The following is a 12,496-nucleotide window of genomic DNA, read 5'->3' on the forward strand; positions in this document are numbered from 1 at the left end:
CGTCCCTCCCGCGATAGCGTTCATGTCAGGCCTGATTCGTGGTGCGCGCCATCAGGCGTGCCAGCCGCGAGTCGGCCTGCAGTGTGGTCGGCGTGGCATCTTCCTTGAGTCTCCCTTCTTCCAGCAGTGCCAGACGCGCAAAGCGCTCAAGCCCCAGCGGCTGATGGGTGATCATGATCAGGCTGCGTCCCCGGCAGGCCGTGAGAATCGCGCTGATCACCCGCTCGGCACTCTCGCGATCCAGACCTTCACAGGGCTCGTCGAGCAGCACGATCGGGGCGGGCGAGAGCAGCGCCCGTGCCACGCCGAAGCGACGCAGCTGGCCTCCGGACAGCGAACGGCCCCCCTCGTCCGGGAAACCGGCCAACCCCTGCGGCTGTCGGGCCAGCCACTCGCCAAGCCCCAGGCTTTCCAGCATGTGGATGAGTGTCTCATCACTGGCCTCAGGCGCGGCCAGGCGCAGATTGTCAGCGTAGCTTGCGCAGAACAGATGCGTGTCCTGCGGACAGACGGCGAAGCTTGCGCGCAGTGTGGCCTCGTCGAGCGACTCAAGCGCCACACCGCCCAGATGAATGCTGCCGGAATTCGGGGCATGGAAGCGGCTGAGCACTTCCAGCAGGGTGCTCTTGCCGCTGCCGGAGGGGCCAAGCAAGGCCAGATGCTCGCCCGCTGCCAGGCTCAGCGACAGCTGCTCGAGCACCTGAGTGTCGCCATGCGCGACACTCAGGTCATGGATCACCAGTTCATGCCCGACAGGCGTGGCGGCGGCGGAGTCCTCCGGAAACTGTGGCGCCGGGGTGTCGGCCTGTACCTGGTTGAGACGCGCGGCCGCCGACAGGCAGCGGCCCAGCCCCTGCCAGGCCAGCGGCAGGGGGGCGAGGGCTTCGAAGGCACCGAGGATCGCCAGCAGAAACAGCGCCAGCAGGCGGCCGTCGAGCAGCTCGCCGGCATGGGCGGTCACGTCACCGACAGCCGTCTGCGTCTGAGGCGCCATCTGCATGACGCCGAGCAGGGCGACCCCTGCCAGCGTCAGCCCCAGCAGCGTATGGCTCAGCCAGGTGGCTAGCGCCTGACGACGCGCCTGGGAGCGCTCGATGCGATCACGCTCGGCCTGTTGCTCCGCCAGGCTGGCAAGTTCTGCCTGCCAGCGTTCGTAGATGACCAGCTCGCCCAGGCCCTGCAGTCGCTCCAGCAGACGGGCACGCAGGTGACTGGCGGAGGCCTGATGGCGCATGGCATCGCGGCTGCCAAGATGCCATGCCAGCCACGGCACCAGCCCCCCGGTCAGCGCCAGCCCCAGCACGGTGATCAGCGCCAATGTCGGCGCGAAGACGCCGATCAGCGTACCGGCGGCGAGGATGGCACACACCGCCACCAGTGACGGAATCAGCACGCGCACATAGAGGCTGTCGAGAGCATCGACATCCGCGCCCAGACGCGTCATCAGCTCGCCCTGCCCGGCGCGCTGCAGAGCGGCGGGGGAGAGGGGTTCGATGGCGTCGAACAGACGACGACGCAGGCTGGCCAGCAGGCGCAGCGTGCCTTCGTGGGTGGTGACGCGCTCGCCATAGCGTCCGGCGGTGCGCGCCAGTGCCAGTCCGCGCACGCCAGCTGCGGGAGTGAAGAAGTTGAAGGCCTGGGTGGCCGCGACGCTCACGCCGGCTACGGCAGTCGCGGAAAGAAACCATCCCGACAGCGCCAGCAGCCCGGTGGCTGCCAGCAGGGTGATCAGCGCCAGCAGGGCGCCGACACCCAGCCAGCACCGGTGCTCACGCATCAACGCCAGATAGGGACTCAGTTCGCCAAGCGATGGTGGCCGGGCGGTCGGGGGGACGTCAGGGGGTGTCATGCATCACCTCGCGGGCTGGAGGCCTGCAGGTGTCGATCTTCCACCAGGCGGCCGCCTTCGAGACGGATCAGCCGCTGGCAGAGTGGCAGCAGTTCGGGACGATGCGTGAGCAGCAGCAGAGTGCGGCCTTCGCCGAGGCGTTGCAGTGCCCGGATCACGCGCGCCTCGCTCTCGGCATCCAGACTGGCGGTGGGTTCGTCCAGCAGCACCAGCGGCGCATCATGCAGGAAGGCGCGCGCCAGCGACAGGCGGCGTGCCTGCCCACCGGACAGTGGCTGACCGCCCTCGCCAAGCGGTGTCGCGAGTCCGCGGGGCAGGCTGGCGTGCCATGTGGACAGGTCGGCCTTGGCCAGCGCGGCCTCGAGTTCGTCGTCGCTGGCCTGAGGCTTTGCCAGTCGCAGGTTGTCGGCCAGCGTGCCGGACAGGACCACCGTTTCCTGGCCCACCCAGGTGGCCGTGCCGGTCGGGAGACCCTGGGTCAAGGGATGTCCATTCAGAGACAGCATGCCGTCGGCGACCTCGACGAAGCCCAGCAGCAGGTTGAGCAATGTCGACTTGCCCGCCCCGGAAGAGCCGGTGATGGCGATTCGTTCACCGGCGGCGATCTGCAGTGACAGCGGGCCCAGCGCGGGGGGCGTGTCCGGGAGCTGGCCGGCATGGCGCACGCTCACGTCCTGCAATCTCAGGGCGCTGAAGGTGATGGGGCGGGTCGCGCTGCGAGGCGGCGTGGTGTTCACGTCGTCAGGCGTCTGCTGACGGGAGAAGGGGGTGGCACCGACGATCGGCGCCAGGTCGAGCGCGGCCGCTTCGGCCTCGGCCTTGGCGTGATAATGCACGCCCAGCTCGCGCAGCGGCTGATAGAACTCGGGCGCCAGCACCAGAATGAACAGGGCGGTCTGCAGCGTCAGCGGTGCCTCGTCCCAGGTGCCGAACTGCAGATGACCGAGGAAGTGAATGCCGAGATAGACCGCCAGCAGCGCGATGGACACGGCGGTAAAGAATTCCAGCACTGTGGAGGACAGGAAGGCGAGGCGCAGCACGCGCATGGTGCGCTTGCGAAAGGCGTGACTGACGGCCTCGACCTGGGCGCCGCGTCTGGCGCTGCCGAACAGCTTGAGCGTCTTCAGGCCGGTGAGCAGGTCCATGAAGTGGCGCCCCATGCGGTCCATCTCCTGGAATTGCTCGCGGGAGCGCTTGCGCGCCGCGATCCCGACCAGAATCATGAAGATGGGCACCAGCGGGGCGGTGATCGCCAGAATCAGGCCCGCCGCCCAGTTGAGCGGAAAGACGACTGCCAGCAGCAGCAACGGGATGAGCCCGGCCAGGCGAGTCTGGGGGCGAAAATCGGCGTAATAGCCATGCAGCGACTCGACCTGGTCCCAGACACGGTTGGCGAGACTGGCGCGGTGCTGGCGATGCACCCACAGCGGGCCGAGTTCGGCGAAGCGCTGCAATAGACGCACTCGCAGGCGGCGACGGATCTGCTGACTGGCACGGGTGCCAGCGTAGCTGCGCAGCCCGCCAAGCGCGCCTCGCAGCGAGAGGCTGGCCGCGAGTACCGCGATGGCCGGCCACAGTGTGATGAGCGACTCGCGCTCGATCGCCACGCCCTGGGCGAGGCGCGCGATGCTCCACGCCTGTGCCAGCAGCACCAGGGTCGAGAGCAGGGCGCAGCCGATGGCGATGTTCGGCCAGTGGCCGCCAGCTCGGGCCAGGGTCTCCAGCCAGCGGCGTGGCACGAACTCAGGCGACGAGGCGTCGGCGTCAAGGGGGGAGGCAACATCAGACGAGGCGGTGGTTCGGGACATGCTGGCTCCTGCCGGTGGTGGCAGAGGGGATGGTGAGAAGGCGCGGGCGCCGGGCGTCACGACGGACGATCATCGGGCGTCAGCTTACCGCCGTGAAGGCGTTGGCACACGGTGACGCACTGTCGCACATCTTCACCTTGCGTATAATATGCCCCCAGTACAGGCTGCCGAATTGAAGCGTGTTGGCCGGGCACCACTTGCCAGGCTGGTTCGAGATCTTGTCGCGCCTCGCGCCCGGCCGTCATCTCGAGACGCTTTTCGACACCCTTCTTGACACTCCCCCTGAAATACTGGACTCCACATGACCGTTCGTACGCGTATCGCACCGTCGCCGACTGGTGATCCCCACGTCGGCACTGCCTATATCGCCCTGTTCAACCAGTGCTTCGCTCGTCAGCACGGTGGCGAGTTCATTCTGCGTATCGAGGATACCGATCAGACCCGCTCCACCGGTGAGTCCGAGCAGATGATTCTCGACTCGCTGCGCTGGCTGGGCATCGAATGGTCGGAAGGTCCGGATGTCGGCGGCCCCCATGGTCCGTATCGCCAGAGCGAGCGTGGCGACATCTATGCCGCGCATTGCCAGCAACTGATCGATGCCGGCCACGCCTTCAAGTGCTTCCGCACCAGCGAGGAGCTGGATGAGCTGCGCGACTCCCGCAAGGCCGAAGGTCTGCACATGGCGCTCAAGCCGTCCGATCTCGCCCTGCCGGCCGAGGAAGTGGCACGTCGTGAAGCGGCGGGTGCGCCCTTCGTCATCCGCATGAACGTACCGGAAAGCGGTACCTGTGTGGTCAAGGACATGCTGCGCGGCGAGATCGAGGTCGACTGGGCCCAGGTCGATGCGCAGATCCTGCTCAAGTCCGATGGCATGCCGACCTACCATCTGGCCAACGTGGTGGATGATCACCTGATGGAGATCACCCACGTGATGCGCGGTGAGGAGTGGATCAACTCGGCACCCAAGCATCAGCTGCTGTATGAGTACTTCGGCTGGCAGATGCCGGAGCTTTGCCACATGCCGCTGCTGCGCAACCCGGACAAGACCAAGCTGTCCAAGCGCAAGAACCCGACGTCCATCCTGTATTACCGCCGCATGGGCTATCTGCCGGCGGCCGTGATCAACTATCTCGGGCGTCTCGGCTGGTCCATGCCGGACGAGCGCGAGAAGTTCACGCTGAGCGAGATGCAGGAGCACTTCGACATCCAGCGCGTCTCCCTTGGCGGCCCGGTGTTCGATGTCGAGAAGCTCAGCTGGCTGAACGGTCTCTACATCCGTGACCTGTCCGAGGACGAGCTGCTGAGCGAGCTGCGTCAGTGGGCCTTCAACGAGTCCTACGTCAAGCAGATCCTGCCGGAAGTGAAGCCGCGCATCGAGACGCTGTCCGAGGCGATTCCTCTTGCGGGGCACTTCTTCTCCGGACTGCCGGCCATCACGCCGGACGACTTTGCCAAGGCCAAGCTTCAGGGCGAAGATCTGGTGCGTCAGATGCAGTTCCTGACCTGGAAGCTCGAGGCCGTGAGCACCTGGGACAAGGAGCACCTGCTGGCGGAAGTGAAGCTGCTGTCCGAGCACTTCGAACTCAAGATGAAGGACTTCCTGGCGCCGGTGTTCGTGGCGGTGACTGGCTCGGCGACCTCCACCTCGGTGATGGATGCGATGGTCATTCTCGGTTCCGACATGACCCGTGCACGTCTGCGTCATGCCGTGGCAGTGCTGGGCGGCGTCTCCAAGAAGGCTGCCAAGCGCTTCGAGAAGGAATATCGCGAGCTGTAAGGGTGTCAGTGATGCCTGAAGGGCCCCCATGGCGAACGTGTGTCATGGGGGCATGCGCTGCAGCAGGGCGCTGAGCCTTCTCAAGGCGCTGTCGGACTGCCCTGGTGGCCCTGATGAGGCGCGCGATGAAATTGTGTGAAAAAGAAGTTGACGACTACGAGGCGGGTCAGTAATATACGCCTCGTTCTTGAGAGACGGGGCCTTAGCTCAGCTGGGAGAGCGCAACACTGGCAGTGTTGAGGTCAGCGGTTCGATCCCGCTAGGCTCCACCAAGTTTCTCAAGCGACTGCGTCCCATTCGTCTAGTGGTCCAGGACACCGCCCTTTCACGGCGGTAACAGGGGTTCGAACCCCCTATGGGACGCCACTCTTCTGACATCTCGAGTCGCCTGTGATGGCCTCGGGAAGTCAACAAAAAGCACACCTTGCGGGGTGTGTTTTTTTTGTCTCTGATTTCGGCTTATGCACAGCCGGTGTGTCGCCCGAAACGCATGTTATCCCCAAGTCGCCCTTGACATCGCTGTTGTGTTGTCCACTGCGCGGCCAGGACGTGAACTTTCCTCATACTCCCTCTCGAAGTGCGGCCATCCGGTCTGCGCTTGCTCCTGCATGCCAAAATTTTCTTTTATATCAATGGCTTATAAGCTGGTTAAAAATTGTGCAATCTGTTGGTAAGCCCGCTGTCATGCAGGTTGGAAGCGCTTGTCTAAGGGTTATCAACGAGGTTATCCACAGATAGTGTGGAAAAAGGCAGCGCAGCGTGACGGTGACAGGGTTGTTGCAATGCGGCATCAGGAAAGCGCCGATTCCAACGTCTCGCTGACGCTGGAATCGGCGCTTTTCATCGGGCGGCTTGCACGGCTAGCAGGACGTCATTCGTTCAGTGCCTGATTCGCTGCGCGATGACGCGGGCGAGGCCGCTTCGAGAGGGGAGGGCTCGCCTCATCTGGCCAGGCGCTTGAGCAGCGAGGAGGTGTCCCAGCGGCCGCCCCCCATGCTCTGGACGTCGGCATAGAACTGATCGACCAGCGCCGTCACCGGCAGGCTTGCCTTGATGCGGCGTGCCTCCGCCAGACAGATGTCGAGGTCCTTGCGCATCCAGTCGACGGCGAAGCCGTGCTCGTACTCATCGCGGATCATGGTGGCGTGTCGGTTCTCCATCTGCCACGAGCCCGCTGCGCCCTTGGAGATCACCTCGATCACCGCCTCGCGATCCAGTCCCGCCTGCTCGGCGAAGTGCAGTCCCTCGGAGAGCGCCTGAACCAGTCCGGCGATGCAGATCTGGTTGACCATCTTGGTGGTCTGGCCGGCGCCGGTCTCCCCGATACGCTTCACCATGCGCCCGTAATGCGCCAGTACCGGTGCTGCGCGATCGTAATCTTGCGGGTCACCGCCGCACATGATGGTCAGCGCGCCATTGATGGCCCCCTGCTGGCCGCCAGACACGGGGGCGTCCACGAAGCCGACCGAATGCTCGCGCGCCGCCACGTAAAGCTCTCGCGCCAGATCAGCGCTGGCCGTGGTGTGATCCACCAGCAGTCCCCCCTCCGACAGACCGGCCAGTACGCCATCGGCGCCGTAGGTGACGCTGCGCACGTCATCATCATTGCCGACGCACATCAGCACGATCTCGGCGCCTTCCGCGGCTTCTCGCGGCGTGGCGTGATGGGTGCCGCCGTACTCCTCGCACCACTGTTCGGCGCGCGAGCGGGTCCGGTTGTAGACGCGCACTTCCCATCCTGCGCGTGTCAGGTGGCCGGCCATGGGGTGACCCATGACGCCGAGTCCGATGAAGGCGGCAATGCGTGGCGTTGCGTGTGTCTCTGACATGCGAAGGGCTCCTGGCCATCTATCAGCGAAAGGCGGACTTGCTGGGCATGACGGCGGTGTCGGTACCGCGTGACATTACGCTAGCACGTCTGGCGTGGGGCGAGGGACTGTATATGACTGATGGCTTGTGCAGGAGGGGTGACAGGGGCGTGAGGCAGGCGAGCAGGGCAGGGGCGTCAGAAACGAAAAAACCGCCTCCTGAGAGGCGGTTTCGGTCGGCTGCCGGGGTGCGACGTGGCTTACTTGGCCGGGTAGTCGCGCTGCGGGTGGCCGGTGTAGAGCTGGCGCGGGCGGCCGATACGATGGCCGCCGGCGATCATCTCGTTCCAGTGGGAGATCCAGCCGATGGTGCGTGACATGGCGAAGATGACCGTGAACATGTTGGTCGGGATGCCGATCGCCTTGAGGATGATGCCGGAGTAGAAGTCGACATTCGGGTACAGCTTGCGCTCGATGAAGTACTCGTCTTCCAGTGCGATCTGCTCCAGACGCTTGGCGATCTTGAGCTGCGGATCATCGGCCATGCCCAGCTGCTCCAGCACCTCGTCACAGGTCTCCTTCATGACCTTGGCGCGCGGATCGAAGTTGCGATAGACGCGGTGACCGAAGCCCATCAGCTTGAACGGGTCATCCTTGTCCTTGGCCTTGTCGATGAAGCGCTGGATGTTCTCCTCGGAATCCTCACCGATCTCATCGAGCATGTTGAGCACGGCCTCGTTGGCGCCGCCGTGTGCCGGGCCCCAGAGTGCCGCGATGCCGGCGCTGATGCAGGCGAACGGATTGGCACCGGTGGAGCCTGCCAGACGCACGGTGGAGGTCGAGGCATTCTGCTCGTGGTCGGCGTGGAGCATGAAGATGGTGTCCATCGCCTTGGCGAACACCGGGTTGATCTTGTACTCCTCACACGGATTGCCGAACATCATGTACAGGAAGTTCTCGCCGTAGGAGAGGTCATTGCGCGGGTACATGAACGGCTGGCCGATGTTGTACTTGTGGCACATGGCCGCAAGGGTCGGCATCTTGGCGATCAGGCGCACCGCACTGACGTAGCGTTCCTTCTCGTTGTTGATGTTCAGATTGTCGTGGTAGAAGGCGGCCAGGCCACCGACGACGCCACACAGGATCGCCATCGGGTGGGCATCACGACGGAAGCCCTTGAAGAAGTTGACGATCTGCTCGTGCACCATGGTGTGGTTGCCGATCAGTTGCGCGAACTTGTCGTACTCTTCCTTGTTCGGCAGCTCTCCGAACAGCAGCAGGTAGCACAGCTCTATATAGTTGGAGCTCTTGGCCAGCTGGTCGATGGGGTAGCCGCGATGCAGCAGGACGCCTTTCTGGCCATCGATGAAGGTGATGGAAGATTCGCAGGCGGCGGTGGAGACGAAGCCCGGGTCGTAGGTGAACATGCCTTCGGCGGTCAGGCCGCGGACATCGATGACGTCCTGGCCGAGCGTGCCGGAATAGACCGGAAATTCGATGGTCTTGTCGATACCGTCTACCGTCAGTGTCGCTTTCTTGTCAGTCATGCCGACCTCCTCATTATTCGCGTAACTCTTTGACTTGCTTGCCATGCCGGGCTTGCATCAATCCCGCCCACTATAGAAGCCCGCCAAAGATTGTCAATTCGCCACTCGGCGTAGAGACGTGCGATGCTGCGCTGTGCGTCAGTTTCCCGACGTTTGTCGTTCCATGCCCTTCAGGTTGCGTCCTGATCGCCGCATTTTGTGCAATTCGTGGTTGCGGCTATGCGACGTCGTGTCATTTGTCATGCCAATGGCCAACCCCTATAATCCTCCGTCGCGCGACTGGCGGGAAATTCGGCTCGGTACCGTGGATGGCCTGCGCCCGAGACCCTTCCTCAAACCACCGCCCCTGCGGGCTTGCGTCCGTGTTGGGCCAAGAGAGTGTGTAAGAGCCGTGAATAGCAAACGACCCGTAAATCTCGATCTGACGACGATCAAATTCCCTCTCCCTGCCCTTACTTCAATCACTCACCGTATTACCGGCGTGATTCTGTTCGTGGGCCTGGTGTTCGCGTTGTGGGCACTCGATGCCTCGCTGTCCTCCCCGGAAGGGTTCGAGGCAGTGCGTGACACCCTGGCAACCAATTTCCTTGCCAAGATCGTGGCCTGGGGCCTGCTGTCTGCCCTCGGTTTCCATTTCGTGGCAGGTATCAAGCACCTGCTGATGGACATGGACATTGGTGTCGAACTTGAAAGTGCGAATCGCAAGGCGCAGGTCACTGTCGTGATCAGTGCCGTTCTCGTGGTCCTGGCGGGAGTCTGGGTATGGTAAACAACATCACCAATTTCAGTCGCAGTGGTCTGTCTGACTGGGTGCTGCAGCGTGTGTCTGCCGTGGTTCTGGCAGCCTATTCCGTGTTCATGGTCGGCTATCTCCTGCTGCACCCGAACCTCGATTACGCCACCTGGAGTGGTCTGTTCGAGAACACGGCAATGCGCATCTTCTCTCTGATGGCATTCATCGCGATTGCCGCACACGCCTGGATCGGTCTGTGGACTGTGGCGACCGATTACATGAAGCCGACCGCGCTGCGCTTCGGTTTCCAGGTCTTCGTCATCCTTGCGTTGTTCATCTTCTTGGTCTGGGGCGTTCAAGTCCTGTGGGGAGCCTGATACATGTCCACCATGCGTAGCCTGACATTCGACGCGATCATCATCGGCGGCGGCGGCGCTGGCCTGCGTGCCGGTCTCGAACTGTCCCAGTCCGGCAAGAAGACTGCCGTGCTGTCCAAGGTCTTCCCGACCCGCTCGCACACTGTCTCTGCCCAGGGCGGTATCACCTGTGCCATCGCCTCTGCTGATCCGAACGACGATTGGCGCTGGCACATGTATGACACCGTCAAGGGCGGCGATTACATCGCTGACCAGGACGCGGCTGAATACATGTGTACCGAAGGCCCGAAGGCGGTCTTCGAGCTGGAGCACATGGGTCTGCCGTTCTCTCGCTTCGACAATGGCCGCATCTATCAGCGTCCGTTCGGTGGCCAGTCCAAGGACTTCGGCAAGGGTGGCCAGGCAGCACGTACGTGCGCCGCGGCTGACCGTACTGGCCACGCGCTGCTGCACACGCTGTATCAGGCCAACCTGAAAAACGGCACCGTCTTCCTCGACGAGTGGTACGCCATCGACCTGGTCAAGAATGCCAACGGCGACATCGTCGGTGTGATTGCCCTGTGCATCGAGACTGGCGAGACCGTCGTCGTCAAGTCCAAGGCCACCGTTCTGGCCACCGGTGGTGCGGGCCGTATCTATGCCTCCACCACCAATGCCCTGATCAACACCGGTGACGGTATCGGCATGGCACTGCGTGCCGGCCTGCCGGTCCAGGACATGGAAATGTGGCAGTTCCACCCGACCGGTATCCACGGTGCGGGCGTGCTGGTCACGGAAGGCTGCCGTGGTGAAGGTGGCTACCTGGTCAACAAGGACGGCGAGCGCTTCATGGAGCGTTACGCGCCGAATGCCAAGGACCTCGCGGGCCGTGACGTCGTCGCGCGCTCCATGGTCATGGAGATCCTCGAAGGTCGTGGTTGTGGCGAGAATGGCGATCACGTCTTCCTGAAGCTGGATCACCTCGGTGAGGAAGTGCTCAACAAGCGCCTGCCGGGTATCTCCGAGCTGTCCAAGACCTTCGCGCACGTCGATCCGACCAACGCGCCGATCCCGGTCGTGCCGACCTGTCACTACATGATGGGCGGTATCGCCACCAACGTGCACGGTCAGGCCATCGCGCAGAATGAAGACGGCACCGACCGCATCGTCAACGGCCTCTATGCCGTGGGTGAAGTGGCCTGCGTCTCCGTTCACGGTGCCAACCGTCTGGGCGGCAACTCGCTGCTGGATCTGGTCGTCTTCGGTCGCGCGGCGGGCAAGTACATCGAGAGCGCGCTCAACGAAGGCATCGAGTACCTCGAGCCGACCCAGAGCGACATCGATTCTGCCCTGGTGCGTCTGAATCGCTGGAACGAGTCCGAAAGCGGCGAGTCCGTGCCGGAACTCAAGCGCGAACTGCAGCAGATCATGCAGAACTCCTTCGGCGTCTTCCGTCAGGAAGACAAGATGGAAGAAGGCGTCAAGCAGCTGTCCGAGCTGCGTGAGCGTATCGCCAAGGCGGGTCTGGCTGACAAGTCCCAGGTCTTCAACACCGCGCGTATCGAAGCCCTTGAGCTGGACAACCTGATGGAAGTGGCGGAAGCCACCGCCATTGCGGCCCTGACCCGCAAGGAAAGCCGTGGTGCCCACTCCCGTTACGACTTCCCGGATCGTGATGACGAGAACTGGCTCAAGCACTCTCTGTTCTTCCCGAACGAGAAGCGTGTCGGCAAGCGTGACGTGAACTTCGCGCCGAAGACCGTCGAGCGTTTCGAGCCGAAGATTCGTACCTACTGAGTCTGACAAGCACCAGTTCGCACTCGCTCGAGTTCACGCTCGCTTGAGTTCGCCGTGATCCAGGTGCGTGCAGGGCATCGCACGCACCTGACCCGTTTGCCCGGAGGGGAAACCATGCTTCAGGTATCCATATACCGCTACAACCCTGAAACCGATACTGCGCCGTACATGCAGGAGTTTCAGGTCGACACCCAGGGCCGTGACCTGATGGTGTTGAACGTGATGGAAATGCTCAAGGAACAGGACAGCTCGCTGGCCTATCGTCGCAGCTGCCGCGAAGGTGTCTGTGGTTCCGACGGCATGAACATGAACGGCAAGAACGGCCTGACCTGTGTCACCGCGCTGTCCGAAGTCGTCAAGGACAACAAGCTGGTGCTGCGTCCGTTGCCGGGCCTGCCGGTCGTGCGTGACCTGGTCGTCGACATGAGCCTGTTCTACAAGCAGTACGAGCGCATCCAGCCGTACCTGCTCAACGACACGCCGGCCCCGGCCATCGAGCGTCTGCAGTCGCCGGAAGACCGCGACAAGCTCGACGGTCTCTATGAATGCATCCTGTGTGCCTGCTGCTCGACGGCCTGCCCGTCCTTCTGGTGGAACCCGGACAAGTTCGTCGGTCCGAGTGGTCTGCTGCAGGCCTATCGCTTCCTGGCCGACTCGCGTGACACGGCCACCAAGGAGCGTCTGAGCGAACTGGACGACCCGTTCTCCGTATTCCGCTGTCGCGGAATCATGAATTGTGTCGCGGTTTGCCCGAAAGGTCTGAACCCGACACGTGCCATCGGCAAGATTCGTGAGCTTTTGCTGGCAAACGCCACTTAAAA

9 protein-coding genes and 2 tRNA genes are annotated in these 12,496 nt (G+C 63.1%); 7 read left to right on the top strand and 4 right to left on the bottom strand.

The window, feature by feature from the left end; genetic code table 11:
- Positions 1-25: 25 nt before the first annotated feature.
- Both cydC and cydD read right to left on the bottom strand, forming a co-directional pair.
- Positions 26-1,849 (bottom strand): thiol reductant ABC exporter subunit CydC, encoded by a 1,824-nt coding sequence (cydC, locus tag QD172_RS15020; protein ID WP_279856181.1) that lies wholly within the window; start codon positions 1,847-1,849, stop codon positions 26-28.
- Complete coding sequence (gene cydD / locus QD172_RS15025; RefSeq protein WP_279856182.1) at positions 1,846-3,657, bottom strand: thiol reductant ABC exporter subunit CydD; 1,812 nt, start codon at positions 3,655-3,657, stop codon at positions 1,846-1,848. Before cydD ends, cydC begins: the two co-directional genes overlap by 4 nt.
- Positions 3,658-3,958: 301 nt before the next feature.
- Between cydD and gltX the strand changes: the two genes are divergently transcribed.
- From gltX to QD172_RS15040, 3 genes are all read left to right on the top strand, one after another.
- Entirely contained in the window at positions 3,959-5,434 is a 1,476-nt protein-coding gene (gltX, locus tag QD172_RS15030; RefSeq protein WP_077379213.1) for a glutamate--tRNA ligase, read from the top strand.
- Positions 5,435-5,630: 196 nt separating this feature from the next.
- Positions 5,631-5,706 (top strand) — tRNA-Ala (locus tag QD172_RS15035).
- An 18-nt stretch (positions 5,707-5,724) separates the two neighbouring features.
- Positions 5,725-5,800: transfer RNA gene (locus QD172_RS15040), tRNA-Glu, on the top strand.
- A gap of 575 nt (positions 5,801-6,375) precedes the next feature.
- Here QD172_RS15040 and QD172_RS15045 read toward each other — a convergent pair.
- Both QD172_RS15045 and gltA read right to left on the bottom strand, forming a co-directional pair.
- A complete protein-coding gene (locus tag QD172_RS15045) occupies positions 6,376-7,263 on the bottom strand; it encodes an NAD(P)-dependent oxidoreductase (RefSeq protein ID WP_279856183.1) in 888 nt (295 codons plus the stop codon).
- Positions 7,264-7,502: 239 nt separating this feature from the next.
- On the bottom strand, positions 7,503-8,789 hold the full coding sequence (gene gltA, locus QD172_RS15050) for a citrate synthase (RefSeq protein WP_077379217.1): 1,287 nt from the start codon (positions 8,787-8,789) through the stop codon (positions 7,503-7,505).
- A 391-nt stretch (positions 8,790-9,180) separates the two neighbouring features.
- Between gltA and sdhC the strand changes: the two genes are divergently transcribed.
- The 4 genes from sdhC (at position 9,181) to QD172_RS15070 (ending at position 12,494) form a co-directional block, all read left to right on the top strand.
- On the top strand, positions 9,181-9,558 hold the full coding sequence (sdhC, locus tag QD172_RS15055) for a succinate dehydrogenase, cytochrome b556 subunit (RefSeq protein ID WP_043333108.1): 378 nt from the start codon (positions 9,181-9,183) through the stop codon (positions 9,556-9,558).
- Positions 9,552-9,899, top strand: a complete 348-nt coding sequence (gene sdhD, locus QD172_RS15060) for a succinate dehydrogenase, hydrophobic membrane anchor protein (protein ID WP_077379219.1) — start codon at positions 9,552-9,554, stop codon at positions 9,897-9,899. The genes sdhC and sdhD overlap by 7 nt, the downstream gene beginning before the upstream one ends.
- Positions 9,900-9,902: 3 nt before the next feature.
- Positions 9,903-11,675, top strand: a complete 1,773-nt coding sequence (gene sdhA, locus QD172_RS15065) for a succinate dehydrogenase flavoprotein subunit (RefSeq protein ID WP_077379221.1) — start codon at positions 9,903-9,905, stop codon at positions 11,673-11,675.
- A 114-nt stretch (positions 11,676-11,789) separates the two neighbouring features.
- Complete coding sequence (locus QD172_RS15070) at positions 11,790-12,494, top strand: succinate dehydrogenase iron-sulfur subunit (protein WP_077379223.1); 705 nt, start codon at positions 11,790-11,792, stop codon at positions 12,492-12,494.
- The last annotated feature ends 2 nt before the right edge of the window (positions 12,495-12,496 follow it).

This window comes from Cobetia sp. 10Alg 146, assembly GCF_029846385.1.
Classification (GTDB): Bacteria; Pseudomonadota; Gammaproteobacteria; order Pseudomonadales; family Halomonadaceae; genus Cobetia; species Cobetia marina.

What these genes read in the sequence shown, in the direction of transcription:
- cydC (WP_279856181.1), bottom strand. Translation starts at nt 1,849, where the DNA reads ATGACACCCCCTGACGTCCCCCCGACCGCCCGGCCACCATCGCTTGGC.
- cydD (WP_279856182.1), bottom strand. Translation starts at nt 3,657, where the DNA reads ATGTCCCGAACCACCGCCTCGTCTGATGTTGCCTCCCCCCTTGACGCC.
- gltX (WP_077379213.1), top strand. Translation starts at nt 3,959, where the DNA reads ATGACCGTTCGTACGCGTATCGCACCGTCGCCGACTGGTGATCCCCAC.
- QD172_RS15045 (WP_279856183.1), bottom strand. Translation starts at nt 7,263, where the DNA reads ATGTCAGAGACACACGCAACGCCACGCATTGCCGCCTTCATCGGACTC.
- gltA (WP_077379217.1), bottom strand. Translation starts at nt 8,789, where the DNA reads ATGACTGACAAGAAAGCGACACTGACGGTAGACGGTATCGACAAGACC.
- sdhD (WP_077379219.1), top strand. Translation starts at nt 9,552, where the DNA reads ATGGTAAACAACATCACCAATTTCAGTCGCAGTGGTCTGTCTGACTGG.
- sdhA (WP_077379221.1), top strand. Translation starts at nt 9,903, where the DNA reads ATGTCCACCATGCGTAGCCTGACATTCGACGCGATCATCATCGGCGGC.
- QD172_RS15070 (WP_077379223.1), top strand. Translation starts at nt 11,790, where the DNA reads ATGCTTCAGGTATCCATATACCGCTACAACCCTGAAACCGATACTGCG.